Raw genomic sequence first — 17,233 nt, 5'->3', positions numbered from 1 at the left:
GAAGGCAGACAGAATCTCTTGTGGGAAAAAAGCCGCACTCGGGCACGAAAGGACCGAGCCAGAATTAATCCGGAATTGCGGCTCATTGCCACCCAACTTGTTTCCGAGAACGCGCCGTTGCGTAAGCGTATCCGGAGTCGTCAATGGCAAGCCGAACGGCAGGAGTTGCATTTGCCATTGCGACCGGCATTGCAGCGACCGTACTGTTCGCGCTGCCGCGCGCTGCCGTGACGGCCGAGGAATGCCTGACGGAGCCGACCGGCGACAAGTCCGACGCTCAGCATTGGTACTATCGTTTCGACCGCGGCACCAATCGCCGCTGCTGGTATCTCAAGGACGCAAATGGCCGCGAGATCGCCGCGCCTGCCCGCGCGACGCAGCAGCCGGCCCCCTGGGACTTCGCCCAGCCCGCCGCCCCTAAGCTGGCACCGCGACGTACCGATGGTCCAACCCTGCGCTCTGGCGCCGACGCGATGGCCGAGCTGCCGCAATCCCGCCTGCGCACCGGCGTCGACCCAAGGGGCACCCCGAAGCCGCAGAATCTCGCCATCACACCCACGACCCTGACGGCCTCGGACGCCAGCCTGCCGCGCAGCCTCGATGCCTCGCCCTGGCCGTCGGCGCCGCCGCAACAGGCGGATACGACGCCGATGGATACGGCGCCGGCAGCCATGGCCGATGACGGCAATGCCGGTGCCGATGCCGGCGCCACCGCGGCTTCTGCGAGCGACGGCCAGAGTGCCGCCGCGTCCAAAGCGACCAAGCCCGAAGCGCCGATCCACATGCTGATGCTGGTGGTGATCGGCGCACTCGGAATTTCGGGCCTGCTCGCCAGCGCGCTCTACCGGCTCAGCCGCATGGGACGGCGGCGCCGGCGCAACGGCAGCTGGCACGAGGATGCGGTGCAATTGCGCCGCGCCCGCACCAAGCCACGATCCAAGGCGGCGCCGACGGGAATGCGTGCCGGTCGCGGCGGCATGGCCCATGCGCCTCAGGCCGATAGCGGCCGCGGCTCACAGCCGGCCTCCGCGCTCGACCTTGCGAGCGCGCGGCTGTCGGCATCCCAGCCGGAGCACCTGGAGTCGCGTCAGCACCGACAGGCGGCATCCCCACAGCACCCGGACCATCGTCAGCCCGTCTCGGCACGCCGGCGCGAGCTCGACGCTGCGATGGACATGCAGCGGCCGCAGAGCACCGACGCCGTGTGGCAGGCTGCGGACCAGCTCGCCGACCGCTCCGCAGCCCGGCGTGCGCCTGCCGTCGCCGAGCAGATGGCAGCGGCCGCCGCTCAGCCGGCTCCTGTTGCGATGATGGCGCCCACAGCGCCGCCGACGCAACAACAACAGATGGTTGCTGCCCAGATGGCTGCGGCGCAAGCCGCTGCCGTCAAGATCGCGGCTGCCAAAGCCAGCGCGGCGGCGGCGCTCGCTCCCCAGGCGTCGCCCGCTCACGCGGCACCGGCCGAACCAGCCCCGAGCTCCTGGTCGGCGCCACAAAGCTCTGCAGCAGCCATTCCAACGCCAGCCTTCGTGACCACCCCGCCTCCCGCGCCTCCGGCCCAGGATCCCGCGCCGGCTGCACCACCGGCCCCCGTCGACGTCAGCGAGATCGTGTCGGCTCTACGCAAGGCCCGCACCAGCGAGGCCGCATCGCCGTCGGCGGGCGCAGCTCCGCTCGACGCCGCCAAGGTGATTGCCGCGCTGCTGGTGTCGCGCGCAGCCAAGCGGCGGACGACCCAGGCAGCAACGAACGAGACCGGCGACAGCCCGTCGGTAGCCGTCGCCGTCGAAGCGCCCCCGCCGCCCGCGGCGGAGGCCGCCATGTCTCAATCTCAAGCCGCGCAACAGCTCATGAATCGTCTGCGCAGCCGCCAGCTGGCGGCTCAGCCCGGACCTGCCACATCGGATCAGCCTGCCGCCGCCGGCGCAGTGGAGGCCGAATCGGGCGACCCTGCCGCGGCGCTGATCGCTACGCTTCGCGCGCATGCAGCGCGGCAGCCCGCCTATCAGACGGATGACAACATGGCATCGGCTGATGCGGCAGCCCTGCCGGAGGCGCCCACGGCCGCTGCTGACGACGACCTCGACGATCCCGCGGCAGCGCTGATCAATCTGCTGCAGTCGCGCTTCTCCTTGCCGGAGGACGAGCTGGAGACGGAGCCGCCTCGGGACGCCCAGGAAGAGTTTGCCGTCGAGGCGCCGCAGCCCGTCTTGCAGATCCACGATGATCCTGCCGCGCAGCTCATGAGTCTGCTGGAATCGCGATCATCGATCCCGGCCGCACCGCCCCTCATCGACAGACCACCACCGCAGCAGCAGCCCAAGCGGCACACGCCGCAGCAGCCGCATCAGCAGCGGGCGCCACAGCAACGGCCCCCGTTCGCGCCGACGCCGTTCGAGGATCCGGCGACCCCGCCGCTCGATTTCATTCCGCGGCCGCCGGCTCTGCGGCCTCGGCCTCGCAACATTCAGCAGGACGAGTCGCTCGACGGCATCCAGGACATCCTGGCGCGCCTCGGCCGCAGAGCCTAGAGAATGACCCGGAAAAGTGGAAACCGGTTTTCCGAAGGATCATGCTCAAACAAGCATACTAGGGAACGTCAGCTTTCGAGCTGGCGCTGCAGTTCGCGGACGAAGGTCGTCAACCCGGTCCGGCGCTCGCGCTTCAGGCGCTCGGCCTTGAGGATCGACTGCACCTCGGCAAACGCGTCGTCGACGTTGCGGTTGATGACGATGTAGTCGTACTCCGCCCAGTGGCTCATCTCGTGGCTGGCCCGGCTCATGCGCCCGCGGATGACCTCATCGGAGTCCTGCGCGCGCGTGTGGAGACGCTTCTCCAGATCGGCGGCGGACGGCGGCAGGATGAACACGCTGACCACGTCCTGCCGCGCCTTCTCGCGCAGCTGCTGCGTGCCCTGCCAGTCGATGTCGAACAGCACGTCCTGGCCCGCCGACAACGCCGCTTCGACCGGCGCGCGCGGCGTGCCATAGCGGTTGTCGAACACAGTGGCCCATTCGAGCAGCTCGTTGCGCTTGGCCATGTCCTCGAAGCGCGCCCGGTCGACGAAGTGATAGTCGCGGCCGTCGACCTCACCCGGCCGCATCGGCCGCGTCGTCGCCGAGACAGACATCCGCAGGCCCGACATGCGCTCGATCAGCAGGCGCGACAGCGTCGTCTTGCCCGCCCCTGAAGGCGATGACAGCACGAACATCAGGCCGCGCCGCTCGACTCCATCAAAGCTTCCGTCGTGAGCCGCCATGGATCACTCCAGATTCTGGACCTGTTCGCGGAACTGCTCGACCACGGTCTTCATCTCGAGTCCCGTATTCGTCAGTTCGATGTCGTTCGACTTCGAGCAGGTGGTGTTGACCTCGCGGTGGAATTCCTGGGAGAGGAAGTCGAGCCGGCGGCCGACAGGTCCGCCCTTGCCGAGCATCTCGCGCGCCTGCGCGATGTGCGAGGCGATGCGATCGAGCTCCTCGCGCACGTCGGCCTTGGCCGCGATCAGCAGCGCCTCCTGCGCCAGGCGATCGGGATCGAAGCGATCGGACGTTTCGAGCAAGGCCGCAACCTGCTCCGCGAGCCGGGCCTTGACGGCTTCGGGCTTGCGGCCGGGCGATGCTTCCGCCTTCTTCGCCAGCGTTTCGATCTCGTCGACGCGCTGGTTGAGGATCTGCCCGAGCGTGTCGCCCTCGCGCCGGCGCATCTCGACGAGATGCTTCAGAGCAGTTTCGAACGACGCCATAGCGGCGTCCTTGGCAGCCTTGTCCTCGGCCTCGTCGCTCTCCGGCTCGGCGACCTCGATCACGCCCTTGATGGACAACAGGCCATCGATGCTCGGCGCGACAGCATCGATCCTGCCGGCGAGCGAGCCCGCGACCTTCACGACAGCAGCCAGCACGTCCTCGTTGATGCGCACGGTCGTACCGGTCTCGGCACGCTTCACGGTGAGGTTCGCATAGACGGTGCCCCGGGAGAGCACCTCGGTGGCGCGCTTCTTGGCGAACGCCTCGACCTCGTCCCAGCCCTGCGGCAGGCGCACCCGGACGTCCAATCCCTTGGCATTGACCGACTTCAACTCCCACTCGAACGAGTAGGGACCGCTTGCCCCGTGGCTACGGGCAAAGCCGGTCATGCTCGACAGCGCCATTTCGTCAATCTCTCCGGCACATCAGCAGCGGGGGACAGACTCGCCCCGCCAAAAGTGCGCGAACCTTACGGGCTTTTGGGCAAATGTTAAGCCCGGTTCTGCGCGGCCGGCCTGCGTGGGAAATTATTGCTGAACGACCGGCGGGGTCGGCTGTGCGGCGCCCTGCCGTGCCCCATTGCCGGGAGCAGCGCCGCCGGGGGCACGGCTGGCGGGCGGCTTCTTCGCCCCCGCCGGCGCCCTGGGAGTGGTTGCCCCGGCCGCCGGATCCACCGCTCCGCCGGCAACGGCAGGCAACGCCTCGTCCGGCTCGACGGTGTCGTTCTGGGTCTGCCGTTCCATCGCCCTGAGCTTCGCGACGTTCTTCTGGTGCAGGTCGTAGGTCTCGGTGAAGGCATGGCCGCCGGTGCCGTCAGCCACGAAATACAGATCGCGCGTGCGCGCCGGATTCGCCGTCGCTTCCAGCGAGGCGCGGCCGGGATTCGAGATTGGCCCGGGCGGCAGGCCCTCGATCACATAGGTGTTGTAGGGCGAGGGCTGAGTGATCTCGCTGCGCTTGATCGGACGTCCCAGCGTCCCCTTGCCGCCGACCAGGCCGTAGATGATGGTCGGATCGGACTGCAGCTTGATCCGCTGCCTCAGCCGGTTCACGAACACCGCGGCGACACGGCTGCGCTCGTCCGGCTTGCCGGTCTCCTTCTCCACGATCGAGGCCAGGGTCACCAATTGCTCGGGCGTCTTGACCGGCAGATCGGGACTTCGGCGCTCCCAGATCTCGGCGAGCACACGCTTCTGCGCCTGTTGCATGCGCTGGATGACCTGATCGCGGCTGGTGCCGCGCGGGAACTTGTAGGTCTCCGGCAGCAGCGTGCCCTCGCGCGGAATCTCGCGGACGCTGCCGGTGAAGATCTCGTTGTCGGACAGGCGGGCGACGATCTGCTCGGAGGTCAGGCCTTCGGGAATCGTGACGCCATGCTGCACGACCTTGCCTTCGACGATCACGCCGATCACGTCACGCAGCGACGCATTCTTCTGGAACGCATACTCGCCCGGCTTCAGGTCGGAACTCGCCTTCAATGCGTAGACGCCGCCGATGAATATCCAGGGATTGACGTCGATGACGCCTTCGCGCGCCAGCACATCGGCGATGTCGCGCTTGCCGGCGCGCTGAGGAATGTTGACGATCCTGTCTTCCTGCAGCGGCCCGGCGGCCTCGAGCATCTGCCGGCCATAATAGTATGCAGCACCCGCCCCGACCATCGCGAGCAGAAGCAGCGTGATGATCGCATTGCCGACCACCACGAAGGGGTTGCGTGCCCGCTCGGAGCGGCGCGGCGGCGGCGGCACGCGTTCGGGCTCCAGCGCTGCGCGCGGACTGCGGGGCGAGATGGGCGGCCGTTCACTCATCGATGCAACCTTCAGTCCTGTCGCTCTCGTCGCGGCCGTGCGCTCCCCAACGCAAGCGACCAGAAGTCCACGCCCATCTCAACGATTCGTCATTGAATACGGCGAAAAGGTGTTTTCGCCGGACCTCCCCGCCATGCACATCCGCTTACCGTATCGGCGTCCTAAGCGGACACCGAGAAAGACACGCGAAGTCAAGACACGCGAAGTCTTGGGTTCTAGTGTGGCTGCAGTCGGATATCCGCGTGACCAAGTGACTATCGGTCCGCACGGCCTTCCGTCCCTCCGCACTAGCTCACCACGCGCCGCAGGATCACAGAGGCGTTGGTGCCGCCGAAACCGAACGAGTTCGACAGCGCCACGTTGATCTCGCGTTCGCGAGGCGCGTGCGGCACGAGATCGATCGCCGTCTGCACCGACGGGTTCTCCAGATTGATCGTCGGCGGAGCGATGTTATCCCGAATCGCGAGAATGCTGAAGATCGCTTCGACGGCGCCCGCAGCTCCGAGCAGATGACCGATCGATGATTTGGTCGAGGACATCAAGACCTTCGAGGCGGCATCGCCGAGCAGACGCTCGACCGCGCCAAGCTCGATCTCGTCACCGACCTGCGTCGAGGTGCCGTGGGCGTTGATGTAGTCGATGTCGGCGGCCGTGATGCCGGCACGCTTCAACGCCGCGCTCATGCTGCGGAAACCGCCGTCACCATCGGGCGATGGCGAGGTGATGTGATAGGCATCGCCCGACAGGCCATAGCCACAGACCTCAGCGTAGATCCGCGCGCCGCGCGCCTTGGCGTGCTCATACTCCTCGAGCACGACCACGCCGGCACCCTCGCCCATGACGAAACCGTCGCGATCCTTGTCGTAGGGCCGCGAGGCCCGTTCCGGCGTTTCGTTGAACCCGGTGGAGAGCGCGCGTGCCGCGCAGAAGCCGGCCATGCCGATTCGGCAGATCGGCGACTCCGTGCCTCCGGCGACCATGACGTCGGCATCGCCGAGCGCGATCAGCCGGCTCGCGTCGCCGATCGCATGCGCGCCCGTCGAGCAGGCCGTGACCACCGAGTGATTGGGGCCCTTCAGCCCATGCTCGATCGAGACATAGCCCGAGGCGAGATTGATCAGACGTCCGGGAATGAAGAACGGCGAGACCTTCCGGGGGCCGCGCTCCTTGAGCAGGATCGCGGTGTCGGCAATGCCCGAGAGGCCGCCGATGCCGGAGCCGATCAGCGTGCCGGTCGCGCAGCGGTCCTCTTCCGTCGCGGGATGCCAGTTGGCGTCGTCGAGCGCCTGACGCGCAGCCGCCATGGCGAAGATGATGAAGTCGTCGACCTTGCGCTGGTCCTTCGGCTCCATCCACTGATCGGCATTGAACGTGCCGTCATTGCCAGCGCCTCGCGGCACCTGGCAGGCCACCCTGGCGGGCAGATCGGAGACGTCGAACGACTCGATCACGCGCGCACCGCTCTTGCCCTGAAGGATCCGCTGCCAGGTCGTTTCCACACCACAGCCAAGCGGCGAAACCATGCCAAGGCCAGTGACGACAACCCGCCTCATGTTCGTTTCTCCAGACCCGACCTTGAGCGCTTGTGAACCGGCTGACGGCCGTCGCGGCACCTCGGGTCAATTGTTCGAGCAACACGTTCTGGGCCGGCCATCGCGTCCGAATGGTGCCTTGCCGGCCGCCGGATGACGGCTCATCGCATGCCGCCAACAGCAAGAAACCGGTCGACCGCGCAAGACGGATCGGCCGGTTTCGCGCAACTCTCGCCGGAGCGTCAGCTCTTGGCGTTCTTCTCGAGGAACTTGGTGGCGTCGCCGACCGTCAGGATGGTCTCTGCGGCGTCGTCCGGGATCTCGCAACCGAACTCTTCCTCGAAAGCCATGACGAGCTCGACCGTGTCGAGGCTGTCGGCACCGAGGTCGTCAATGAAGCTCGCGTTGTCGACCACTTTCTCGGGCTCGACACCAAGGTGTTCGACCACGATCTTCTTAACCCGCTCGCCAATCTCACTCATCGTTCAACCTCGTGCTTGTTCCTTTAAGACCCGACCCCCGGATGATCCGCATCACCCCGGCCGTCAAACTTCCTTCGCGATCGCGCAAAACCAGATTTGCCCCGCAGCGCCCCTTTACCGAAATTGGCGGACAACATGCGGTCCGAAAACTTCGGAAACGGGGCCACTCACAAACTCCAATCCACACACTCCATGAGGCCGGTACGCCTCCGATCCTGGACGCTCGAACAGGAACCCGGATCAGCAGCACCAGCCGGACGGAGGCCCGGCGAACGATGGCAGCTCGCCCCGCCAATATACAGGGTTTGGAAATCCTGCAATGGCGTTCTTCGTGCCCCCGTGAGCGGCTCGGTTACCATACACGCGAATCATTGACCACACGGCCCCGGCCCGTAAGCGCGACGTCTTTTCGCCGCATTCCGGGCCGCGGGCCAGGAGCTAGATCAAGAGCTAGATCATGGCCATGCCGCCGTTGACGTGGATGGTCTGACCCGTGACATAGGCGGCCTCGTTGGAAGCGAGGTACACCGCAGCTGCAGCAATATCCTCGGGCGTGCCCAGGCGCGCCGCCGGCACCTTGGCCAGGATGCTCTCGCGCTGCTTCTCGTTGAGCGCATCCGTCATCGGCGTCTTGATGAAGCCGGGTGCGATGCAGTTGGCGGTGACGCCGCGCTTGGCGTATTCGGCGCCGAGCGTCTTGATCATGCCGATGATCCCGGCCTTGGACGCGGTGTAATTGCCCTGCCCCGGATTGCCGGTGACGCCGACGATCGAGGTGATCGCGATGATGCGGCCGAAGCGCTTGCGCATCATCAGCTTGGTGGCGGCGCGCGACAGGCGGAAGGTGGCGGTGAGGTTGACCTTGATCACCTCGTCCCAGTCCTCGTCGCGCAGCTGCACGAACAGGTTGTCCCGGGTGATGCCGGCGTTGGCGACGAGGATGTCGACCTGCCCCATGGCCTGCTCTGCAGCCGGGACCAGCGCCTCGACCTCGGCGGCATCCGACAGGTTGCAAGGCAGCACATGCACGCGGTTGCCCAACTCGCCCGCCAAGGTCTCCAGCACCTCGCGGCGCGTGCCGGACACGGCAACGGTCGCCCCCTGGGCATGCAATGCCTTCGCGATCGCATTGCCGATGCCGCCGGTCGCGCCGGTGACCAGCGCGGTCCTGCCACTCAGATCGAACATCCAACTCTCCTCAATGCCGCCTTACGCGACGCTCTACGACGTTTTGGCTGCAGCCAGCGCATCCTTGGCGGCCGCGATGTCCGCCGGCCCGCCGACGGCGACGCCCACTGCGCCCTCCGCGATCCGCTTGACCAGGCCGCTCAGCACCTTGCCGGCACCGATCTCGAAGAATCGCGTCACGCCCTGGCCCGCCATATAGGCGATCGATTCGCGCCACCGCACGGTCCCCGTGACCTGCTCGACCAGACGACGGCGAATCTCGTCGGGATCGCTGATCGGCGCGGCCAGAACATTGGACACGACCGGCGCGGCCGGCGCCTTGATCGTCACCTTCGACAGCGCCTCGGCCATCACATCGGCGGCCGGTTGCATCAGCTGGCAGTGGAACGGCGCAGACACCGGCAGCAGCATGGCGCGCTTGGCACCCTTGGCACGTGCAATCTCGACGGCGCGGTCCACGGCAGCCTTGTTGCCGGAGACGACCACCTGGCCACCGCCATTGTCGTTCGCGGCCTGGCAGACCTCACCCTGGGCCGCCTCTTCGGCCACGGCGACCGCAGCCTCGTAATCCATGCCGAGCAGCGCCGCCATCGCGCCGACGCCGACCGGGACGGCCTTCTGCATGGCAAGGCCGCGGGTGCGCAGCAGGCGGGCGGTATCGGCAATCGTCAGGCTCCCGGCAGCCGCAAGCGCCGAATATTCGCCGAGAGAATGGCCGGCGACGAACGCCGCGTCTCGGCCGACCGAGAACCCCGCCTCCGTCTCCAGCACCCGCAAGGTCGCCATCGACACCGCCATCAGGGCGGGCTGGGCATTCTCGGTCAGTTGCAGGGTTTCGGCCGGACCATCCCAGATGATGGCGGTCAGCTTCTCGCCGAGGGAAGCATCGACCTCGTCGAACACGGCGCGGGCCGCCGGAAATGCGTCCGCGAGCGCCTTGCCCATGCCGACGGCCTGGGACCCCTGCCCCGGAAAAGTGAATGCTGCCGTCATGGCCGCCCCCTGAACGTTCCAAAATCCCTGGAATTGAGTAACTTTGGCCGGAAAGACACTGGCAACGGCTGTCATGTCAAGCGCGTGACGGGCGCAATTCGACCACTTTCCCTTGCCTTGACGCCGAAAATCGGTATAAGGCCCGCCATCCGTGGATCCCGAGCCGGGAGCTGAACGGACGGTCCCAGCAAGTTTCACCTGCTATTCCAGGCGACTTTGATGTGGCAGGGCCAGTCGGCCCGTCGTCCCGTGTTTCCGCCTTCTGAGCTGACGTCTGCGAGTCCTTTCCACAAGGGCTCGAAGGGCTTGACGCCGGGATCTGCGCCAACTTGGAAAGGACAGCCATGCCGCTTTACGAGCATGTTTTCCTCGCGCGTCAGGACGCGAGCACCCAGCAGGTGGAAGAACTGACGGCTCAGATGACCGGTATCGTCGAGGGTCTCGGCGGTAAGGTCACGAAGACCGAGAATTGGGGCGTTCGCTCCCTCACCTACCGCATGAACAAGAACCGCAAGGCGCACTTCGTGCTGCTCAATATCGAGGCGCCGTCCGCGGCGATCGCCGAGATCGAGCGTCAGGAGCGGATCAGCGAGGACGTCATCCGTTACCTCAGCGTCCGCGTCGACGAGCTTGAGGAAGGCCCCTCGGCCATGATGCGCAAAGCCGATCGCGATCGTGAGCGCGATGACCGCGGCGGTGGCTTCCGTGGTGAGCGCGATGGCGGCGGCTTCCGTGGCGATCGCGGTGACCGTGGTGATCGAGGCCCGCGCCGGCCCCGTGACGAAGAAACTGCGGACGAGGAGTAAGATCAATGGCTGAAGCCCCCGCACGTCGCCCGTTCTTCCGCCGCCGCAAGACCTGCCCGTTCACGGGTCCGAATGCGCCGAAGATCGACTACAAGGACTCCAAGCTGCTGATGCGCTACGTGTCCGAGCGCGGCAAGATCGTGCCGAGCCGCATCACGGCGGTGTCCGCCAAGAAGCAGCGCGAGCTGGCCCGTGCCATCAAGCGCGCCCGCTTCCTCGGCCTGCTGCCCTACGTCATTCGCTGATTTCAGCGTCAAACCGGCGGCCTCGCGCCGCCGGTTCTCTTGACTGGAATTCTCATAAGGCTTCCGGGTCGTCCGGTTGCCGATGGTTGGGGCCTCGAGGCCTCTAACCGCTCGAAGGGAGCGGGACAGCTGATGATCGCACCGATTCTCATCGCGCTCGCGGCAGGCGCCGCCGCCGCCGTCATGTTCGCCTCGATCGTCTCGGGCGTCCTGATCTCGCTTGCCCTGTTCTATCTGGCGCCGCTGCCGCTGATGGTGACCGCCATCGCCTGGGGCCCGCTTTACGCCAGCATCGGCGGCATCGCTGCGGCGATCGGGCTCGGCCTCCTCGTCAGCTTCCCCTACTGCATCGCCTTCGTCGTGGCCGTGGCACTGCCCGCCTGGTGGCTCGGGCACCTCGTGATGCTCGGCCGTCCTGCTGAGGCGACCTCGCCCGACGCGCCGGGTGCAATCGAATGGTATCCGATCGGTCGCATCCTGCTGTGGATCTCCGCCCTGGCGGCGCTCACGACACTGGCCGCCCTGCTGACGCTCGGCACCGATGCCGACACGATTACCGGCACCCTGCGCCGCGCGCTCGCCCGGATCTTGAACGCCGCCGACTCTCCGTTGCCTCCGGACGCTGACCGGTGGATCGACGCGCTCATCCGAATCGCGCCTGGAGGGGCGGCGATGTTCGCGACTCTGACGCTGAGCCTCAATTTGTGGCTCGCCGGCAAGATTTCCGCGACCTCCGGTCGGCTGCGGCGGCCCTGGCCGGACCTGCGAGCCACCGCGCTGCCGCCGATGACGCTGGTGGCGCTGCTGGTCGCCATCGGCTTCGCCTTTAGCAGCGGTCTTCCTGCTTTGATGGCCGTCATCATCGCGGCGGCGCTGCTGATGGCCTACGCGCTGACCGGCTTCGCCGTGCTGCATACGCTCACGCTGGCGCTGCGCAGCCGCGCGTTGTGGCTGGGCTCGATCTACGTCGTCATCGTGCTGTTCATCTGGCCGGTGCTGGCGATGGTCGTCCTCGGCCTCGCCGACGCCGCCTTCGACCTCCGCCACCGCTTCGGCCCGCGGCAACCGCCGCCGTTGCCGGTGCCGTAGACCTTCAACCTCACACCAACCGCTTCCGAACATCTCAAGGAGAACATCGATGGAAGTCATTCTGCTGGAACGCGTCGCCAAGCTCGGCCAGATGGGCGAGATCGTGAAGGTCAAGGACGGGTTCGCCCGCAACTTCCTGCTCAAGCGCAAGAAGGCGCTGCGCGCGACCGCCGAGAACAAGGCCAAGTATGAGGGCATGAAGGCCGAGCTCGAGGCCAACAACATCAAGGCCAAGGGCGAGGCGTCCAAGGTCGCCGAGAAGATCGACGGCCGCGACATCGTCATCATCCGCCAGGCCTCCGAATCCGGCCAGCTGTTCGGCTCGGTCTCGGTTCGTGACATCGTCGTAGCGCTCGCCGCCGACGGCATCACCGTCAGCCGCCCGCAGGTCTGGCTCGATGCGCCGATCAAGACCATCGGCCAGCAGAAGATCACCATCGCGATCCACCCGGAGGTCGAGACCTCGGTGACCGTGACGGTGGCCCGCAGCGCCGACGAGGCCGAGCGCATCAAGCGCGGCGAGGACATCTCGACCCGCCAGGAGGACCGCGACGCCGCCGCCGAGGCCATCGCCGCCGCCGGCGAGTTCTTCGATCCGGAGGCCCAGGACGAGGGCACTGCCGGCGAGACCGCCGAGCAATAAGCGCCCTCCAGCGCCGCTTGCAGAAAAGCCCGGCTCAGCGAGCCGGGCTTTTTAGTCGCCTCATCGCGATGGCGACGACGGCACCGAGGGATCCGACGGCACCGACTGCGTCGTCGCCGGGGCCGGCGTCACCGGCGGCACCGGGTCGGCGCGCAGCGACGGCGCGGCGTCGCTCGACTTCGGTGTTTCCACCTTCGGCGGCTCGGCGCGGGCGTCACTGTCGTCGCGCGCCGGCGACGGCCGGGTGGCCCCGGTGGATTCGCCGCGCATCTCATCCGCAGCGGCTCCCTCCTGGGCCGGCTTCTTGCGCTTGCCGACTTTGCCCTTCTTGCCCGGCGCGCTGCCCTCGCCATCGGCGGGCCCGGCGACCGGATCCCTGCCGTCCGCTCCGGCCTCGGGCTTCGGCTCGGCCGGCGCCGATGGGTCCGAACGCTTCGAATGGTGGCGCGAGCGGCGGCGTGGCTCGGCCTGGCCGTCCGCTTCGGCGGCAGGCTTCGCCTCGGAAGGCTCGGTGACGGCCGACCGGGCGCGGCGCTCGGACCGCGTCTCCTTACCGTCCTTGCCCGAGTGTCCCATGTAGCGCGCATCGGCCGCGCCGTTCGAGATCAGGTAGTTGGCGAGCACGCCGGCCATCTCGGGACTGGTCGTGTAATGTTGCCGCAAGAACCCCGGCAGCGAGCTCGCCGACGTGTTCTTGGCGAGGCCGCGCGGAGATTTGTGACAGACCACGCAGGTGCCGTTGTAGAGCTGAGAAGGCGTCTTGCCTGCATCCAGATTTTCCTGCGCCGCGGCCCCATTCGCGAGCATCATGCAGAACACGGCCACCGCCGCCGCCAAATTGAGCGCTCGGCCCACCATCCTCATTCTCCAGCTATCGTTTCGCCCTCACGACGCGGTCTCTGCCCGATACCGCCGCCATGCTCCTCTTCACCGCCCGGACGCAACGACCGACAACCGCGGCCGCTTCGCCCGCGACGGCAGACCCATGAGCCCACTGCCGGCTCTCATATTCCGGCTGCCGGTCTTGCAACCGGCGGGCGCCTTTTTAGCGAATTGGCGAGGGAATGAAAGCGCACAGATCCTGCTGCGCGGAGATGTCCATCGCTCAATCTCATTTGAAATAACCGCTTTGTGTTCACCCGAGGGGCACCACCTATGCCCAACGACTAACATAGATTGAGAGGACATGGGAACCAAACGGGGCGACATGCGTCGTGTGCAACAGCGGGAAAGATCGGCATCTCACGGGGATAACTCGTTGGGTGGTGTGGATGGACCGTTTGTTGCGACGTCTCCTCAGTCGTTTCATCTGCCGCGGCTCGATCAGCTTCACGACCGCTGACGGTGCGACATTCCGCTGCGGCGATGGCACGGGCGCGCCCGTCGCTGCCAGGTTCCTCACCCGTGCGGCAGAGCGCCGGATCCTGACCAACCCAGAGCTCGCGCTCGGCGAAATCTACATGGATGGCTCCTTGGTCATCCAGCAAGGCTCGATTGCCGACCTGCTCGCGGTGGTGATGGATCAGCCGGCAATGGTGCCGCGATGGGCGAAGATGCAATGGTGGCTGCGCTATGGGATCAGACTGCTGCGTCAGCTCAACATCCAACAACGCGCGCGCCACAACGTCGCCCACCACTATGATCTCGACGGCCGGCTCTACGCGCTGTTCCTCGACGCCGACCGGCAATATTCCTGCGCCTATTTCGAGCGTGCGGACGCGACGCTCGATGACGCCCAGCTCGCCAAGAAGCGCCATATCGCCGCCAAGCTCATGATCGGCCGCAACGACCGCGTGCTCGACATCGGCTGCGGCTGGGGTGGTCTCGGCCTGTATCTGGCGGAGATTCTCGGCGCCGACATCACCGGCGTGACGCTGTCGACCGAGCAGTTGCAAGTCGCCAGGGCCCGCGCCGCGGAACGGCACCTCTCCGCCTCCGCGCGCTTTCTGCTCCAGGACTACCGCGACGTGCCCGGCACGTTCGACCGCATCGTCTCGGTCGGCATGTTCGAGCATGTCGGCGTCGCCTTCTACGACACCTTCTTCCGCCGTTGCGCCGAGCTGCTCGACGAGGACGGCATCATGGTGCTGCATTCGATCGGACGCTCCGAGGGGCCGGACGCCACCAATCCGTGGATCGCCAAATACATTTTCCCCGGCGGCTACATCCCGGCCCTCTCCGAGGTGCTGCCGGCCATCGAGCGCGCCGGCCTCCTGGTCTGCGACATCGAGGTCCTGCGGCTGCACTACGCGCAGACGCTGAAAGCCTGGCGCGAGCGCTTCCTGGCCCGCCGCGAGGAGGCCGTGCAGCTCTATGACGAGCGCTTTGCGCGGATGTGGGAGTTCTACCTGGCTTGTGCGGAGATGGCATTCCGCAAGCAGAACATGATGAACTTCCAGATCCAGCTGACCAGGCGCCAGGGCGTGGTGCCCATGACGCGCGACTACATCCCTCACGAGGAGGCCCGGCTGCGCACGCTCGAGCGCAGCACCCGTCCGGCACTGCGGATGGCAGGAGAGTAGTGAGCGCGAGCTGCGATCATTGACGAGCCATCGAAAGCCTCCGCTCAACTCTCTTGCGGCCCCAACTTCAATTTCGAGATGCTCATCCGATGAGGCGCACGCCAAAAGCGAGATCGCAGCGATCCGTCTCAAACTTTCGAACAAATCGTTCGATCTGTGAACTGGCTCACAGACCCCGTGAATATGCGGCCGTAATGTTCCGGCATGTCCCAGAGCCCCACGCAAGCCATGTTGGAACCCAAGACCGACTTCAGCACCGACTACGCGCTGATTGCCGCCGGCGTGGGCGCATCCCTCATCGCGCTGCTCTATCTGCTGCTGGTCTGACGCCACGCACCCCCCGGAAGGCCGCACCTGCGCGGGCTGACCGCTGCCGGCTTCTTCTCCCGTCTCCCCCAGTCTCGCTCGCACCGAGACTAGCGGTTGCGCGGCGGCTCTCGCCCCATGATTGAACCGGGGTTCCGTTCCACCGCGAGCGGCCGCGAGTCTCCCTGATCCCGTCAAGCACGGCATCTGGCGAGTCCGGATTCATCCACCAGATTTACCGGACGGTGAATAGCGCTCAGCTTTCGCTTCCGCTTAGGCAGCGACTGGCGCTTTATCCCCTCCCCTTCAAAGCTGCTAAACACGCATCCATGGCATTGACCGATTCGAACGTTCTCAAGCTGGCTCCTACGGACGCCGCCACGCCGGCCTATCGCAGCGCGCCTCACAACATCGAGGCGGAGCAGGGTCTGCTCGGCGCCATCCTGGTCAACAACGACGCATTCTATCGTGTCTCCGACTTCCTCGAGCCGAAGCATTTCTTCGAACCGCTGCATCAGACCATTTTCGAAACCACCGGCAGCCTGATCCGGATGGGCAAGGTCGCGACGCCCGTGACCTTGAAGACGTTCCTGCCGGCTGACGTCGATCTTGGCGGCATGACCGTCGGGCAATACCTGGCGCGGCTCGCGGCCGAGGCGACCACGATCATCAACGCTCAGGACTATGGCCGCACCATCTACGACCTGTCGTTGCGCCGTGACCTGATCGGCATCGGCGAGGACATGGTCAACGTCGCCTATGACGCGCCGGTCGACTTCGCGCCGCGCAACCAGATCGAGGATGCCGAGCGCCGGCTGTACGAGCTCGCCGAGTCCGGCCGCTACGACGGCGGCTTCCAGAAATTCTCGCAGGCGCTGACGACCGCGCTCGACATGGCCGCCAAGGCGTTCCAGCGCGACGGCAAGCTGTCGGGCATCTCCACGGGCCTGCGCGATCTCGACGCCAAGATGGGCGGCCTGCAGCATTCGGACTTGATCATCCTCGCCGGCCGTCCCGGCATGGGCAAGACCTCGCTCGCCACCAACATCGCCTACAACGTCGCCCAGGCTTATGTTCCGGAACTGCAGCCCGACGGCACCTATCGGGCCGCGCAGGGCGGCGTGGTCGGATTCTTCTCGTGCGAAATGAGCGGCGAGCAGCTCGCCACCCGTATCATCGCAGAGCGCTCTGGCATTCCCTCCAGCCACATCCGCCGTGGCGGCATCACCGAGGCCGATTTCGAGAAGCTGCGCGAATGCTCGATCGAGCTGCAGTCGCTGCCGTTTTATGTCGACGAAACCGGCGGCATCTCGATCGCGCAGGTGATGGCCCGCGCCCGCCGGCTGAAGCGCCAGAAGGGCCTCGACCTGCTGGTGATCGACTACATCCAGCTGCTGTCGGGCTCGGGCAAGCGCGGCAACGACAACCGCGTGCAGGAAATTACCGAGATCACCACCAGCCTGAAGGCGCTGGCCAAGGAGCTCAGCGTTCCCATCATCGCGCTGTCGCAGCTGTCGCGTCAGGTCGAAAACCGCGAGGACAAGCGGCCGCAACTGTCGGACCTGCGTGAATCCGGCTCGATCGAGCAGGACGCCGACGTCGTGCTGTTCGTGTACCGTGGCGAGTACTATCTGGCCGCCAAGGAGCCGCGCCCCGGCACCGAGGAGCACCAGAAATGGCAGATGGAGATGGATCTGGCGCTCGGCAAGGCCGAAGTCATCATCGGCAAGCAGCGCCACGGCCCGACCGGCACGGTCGAATTGCACTTCGACGCCTCGGTCACCCGGTTCGGCGATCTCGCCCATGACGGCATGGTGCAGCAGAACCACGACTATTGACCGTGTGCTGTTGAACGCAGACGCTGCGGCGCGTA

General features: G+C 66.4%; 15 protein-coding genes. 7 read left to right on the top strand and 8 right to left on the bottom strand.

Annotated features, from left to right (window positions below; translation table 11 throughout):
* Positions 1-143 precede the first annotated feature (143 nt).
* Positions 144-2,531, top strand: coding sequence for a hypothetical protein (locus tag HL666_RS28810; RefSeq protein ID WP_172184912.1), 2,388 nt, complete (start codon positions 144-146; stop codon positions 2,529-2,531).
* Between the two features lie 68 nt (positions 2,532-2,599).
* On the opposite strand, the gene gmk is transcribed toward HL666_RS28810, so the two are convergent.
* The 7 genes from gmk to fabD form a co-directional block, all read right to left on the bottom strand.
* Entirely contained in the window at positions 2,600-3,259 is a 660-nt protein-coding gene (gmk, locus tag HL666_RS28805) for a guanylate kinase (RefSeq protein ID WP_172109343.1), read from the bottom strand.
* A gap of 3 nt (positions 3,260-3,262) precedes the next feature.
* The gene (locus tag HL666_RS28800) at positions 3,263-4,150 is read right to left on the bottom strand and encodes a YicC/YloC family endoribonuclease (protein ID WP_172184910.1); all 888 of its coding nucleotides are present in this window, start codon (positions 4,148-4,150) and stop codon (positions 3,263-3,265) included.
* Between the two features lie 123 nt (positions 4,151-4,273).
* Entirely contained in the window at positions 4,274-5,554 is a 1,281-nt protein-coding gene (gene mltG / locus HL666_RS28795; RefSeq protein WP_172184908.1) for an endolytic transglycosylase MltG, read from the bottom strand.
* A 287-nt stretch (positions 5,555-5,841) separates the two neighbouring features.
* Complete coding sequence (fabF, locus tag HL666_RS28790) at positions 5,842-7,107, bottom strand: beta-ketoacyl-ACP synthase II (RefSeq protein ID WP_172109346.1); 1,266 nt, start codon at positions 7,105-7,107, stop codon at positions 5,842-5,844.
* A gap of 221 nt (positions 7,108-7,328) precedes the next feature.
* A complete protein-coding gene (locus tag HL666_RS28785; protein ID WP_006610957.1) occupies positions 7,329-7,568 on the bottom strand; it encodes an acyl carrier protein in 240 nt (79 codons plus the stop codon).
* A gap of 450 nt (positions 7,569-8,018) precedes the next feature.
* A complete protein-coding gene (gene fabG / locus HL666_RS28780) occupies positions 8,019-8,756 on the bottom strand; it encodes a 3-oxoacyl-[acyl-carrier-protein] reductase (RefSeq protein WP_172184906.1) in 738 nt (245 codons plus the stop codon).
* Positions 8,757-8,789: 33 nt separating this feature from the next.
* Positions 8,790-9,749, bottom strand: a complete 960-nt coding sequence (gene fabD / locus HL666_RS28775) for an ACP S-malonyltransferase (protein WP_172184965.1) — start codon at positions 9,747-9,749, stop codon at positions 8,790-8,792.
* A gap of 344 nt (positions 9,750-10,093) precedes the next feature.
* Between fabD and rpsF the strand changes: the two genes are divergently transcribed.
* The 4 genes from rpsF to rplI all read left to right on the top strand — a co-directional run bounded on the left by rpsF (position 10,094) and on the right by rplI (position 12,532).
* On the top strand, positions 10,094-10,555 hold the full coding sequence (gene rpsF, locus HL666_RS28770) for a 30S ribosomal protein S6 (protein ID WP_172109349.1): 462 nt from the start codon (positions 10,094-10,096) through the stop codon (positions 10,553-10,555).
* A 5-nt stretch (positions 10,556-10,560) separates the two neighbouring features.
* Positions 10,561-10,800, top strand: coding sequence for a 30S ribosomal protein S18 (rpsR, locus tag HL666_RS28765; protein WP_006610961.1), 240 nt, complete (start codon positions 10,561-10,563; stop codon positions 10,798-10,800).
* A gap of 132 nt (positions 10,801-10,932) precedes the next feature.
* Positions 10,933-11,889 carry a DUF2232 domain-containing protein gene (locus tag HL666_RS28760; protein ID WP_172131980.1) on the top strand — a complete coding sequence of 319 codons (957 nt, stop codon included), beginning with the start codon at positions 10,933-10,935 and terminating at the stop codon, positions 11,887-11,889.
* 49 nt (positions 11,890-11,938) lie between these two features.
* On the top strand, positions 11,939-12,532 hold the full coding sequence (gene rplI / locus HL666_RS28755; protein WP_172109351.1) for a 50S ribosomal protein L9: 594 nt from the start codon (positions 11,939-11,941) through the stop codon (positions 12,530-12,532).
* A 60-nt stretch (positions 12,533-12,592) separates the two neighbouring features.
* On the opposite strand, the gene HL666_RS28750 is transcribed toward rplI, so the two are convergent.
* Positions 12,593-13,390, bottom strand: a complete 798-nt coding sequence (locus HL666_RS28750) for a hypothetical protein (RefSeq protein WP_172184904.1) — start codon at positions 13,388-13,390, stop codon at positions 12,593-12,595.
* A gap of 413 nt (positions 13,391-13,803) precedes the next feature.
* Here HL666_RS28750 and HL666_RS28745 point away from each other — a divergent pair, with 413 nt between their 5' ends.
* Both HL666_RS28745 and HL666_RS28740 read left to right on the top strand, forming a co-directional pair.
* On the top strand, positions 13,804-15,054 hold the full coding sequence (locus HL666_RS28745; protein ID WP_172184902.1) for a cyclopropane fatty acid synthase: 1,251 nt from the start codon (positions 13,804-13,806) through the stop codon (positions 15,052-15,054).
* Positions 15,055-15,689: 635 nt separating this feature from the next.
* A complete protein-coding gene (locus HL666_RS28740) occupies positions 15,690-17,198 on the top strand; it encodes a replicative DNA helicase (RefSeq protein WP_172109353.1) in 1,509 nt (502 codons plus the stop codon).
* Positions 17,199-17,233: the final 35 nt, after the last annotated feature.

Source organism: Bradyrhizobium aeschynomenes (assembly GCF_013178945.1).
In the GTDB taxonomy this organism is placed as follows: domain Bacteria; phylum Pseudomonadota; class Alphaproteobacteria; order Rhizobiales; family Xanthobacteraceae; genus Bradyrhizobium; species Bradyrhizobium aeschynomenes.
The sequence above is the reverse complement of the archived record's forward strand: the minus strand, read 5'-3'. Positions and strand labels throughout refer to the sequence as shown.

Coding starts and splice junctions, on each gene's coding strand:
- HL666_RS28810 (WP_172184912.1), top strand. CDS start 144: ATGGCAAGCCGAACGGCAGGAGTTGCATTTGCCATTGCGACCGGCATT.
- gmk (WP_172109343.1), bottom strand. CDS start 3,259: ATGGCGGCTCACGACGGAAGCTTTGATGGAGTCGAGCGGCGCGGCCTG.
- HL666_RS28800 (WP_172184910.1), bottom strand. CDS start 4,150: ATGGCGCTGTCGAGCATGACCGGCTTTGCCCGTAGCCACGGGGCAAGC.
- mltG (WP_172184908.1), bottom strand. CDS start 5,554: ATGAGTGAACGGCCGCCCATCTCGCCCCGCAGTCCGCGCGCAGCGCTG.
- fabF (WP_172109346.1), bottom strand. CDS start 7,107: ATGAGGCGGGTTGTCGTCACTGGCCTTGGCATGGTTTCGCCGCTTGGC.
- HL666_RS28785 (WP_006610957.1), bottom strand. CDS start 7,568: ATGAGTGAGATTGGCGAGCGGGTTAAGAAGATCGTGGTCGAACACCTT.
- fabG (WP_172184906.1), bottom strand. CDS start 8,756: ATGTTCGATCTGAGTGGCAGGACCGCGCTGGTCACCGGCGCGACCGGC.
- fabD (WP_172184965.1), bottom strand. CDS start 9,749: ATGACGGCAGCATTCACTTTTCCGGGGCAGGGGTCCCAGGCCGTCGGC.
- rpsF (WP_172109349.1), top strand. CDS start 10,094: ATGCCGCTTTACGAGCATGTTTTCCTCGCGCGTCAGGACGCGAGCACC.
- rpsR (WP_006610961.1), top strand. CDS start 10,561: ATGGCTGAAGCCCCCGCACGTCGCCCGTTCTTCCGCCGCCGCAAGACC.
- HL666_RS28760 (WP_172131980.1), top strand. CDS start 10,933: ATGATCGCACCGATTCTCATCGCGCTCGCGGCAGGCGCCGCCGCCGCC.
- rplI (WP_172109351.1), top strand. CDS start 11,939: ATGGAAGTCATTCTGCTGGAACGCGTCGCCAAGCTCGGCCAGATGGGC.
- HL666_RS28750 (WP_172184904.1), bottom strand. CDS start 13,390: ATGGTGGGCCGAGCGCTCAATTTGGCGGCGGCGGTGGCCGTGTTCTGC.
- HL666_RS28745 (WP_172184902.1), top strand. CDS start 13,804: ATGGACCGTTTGTTGCGACGTCTCCTCAGTCGTTTCATCTGCCGCGGC.
- HL666_RS28740 (WP_172109353.1), top strand. CDS start 15,690: ATGGCATTGACCGATTCGAACGTTCTCAAGCTGGCTCCTACGGACGCC.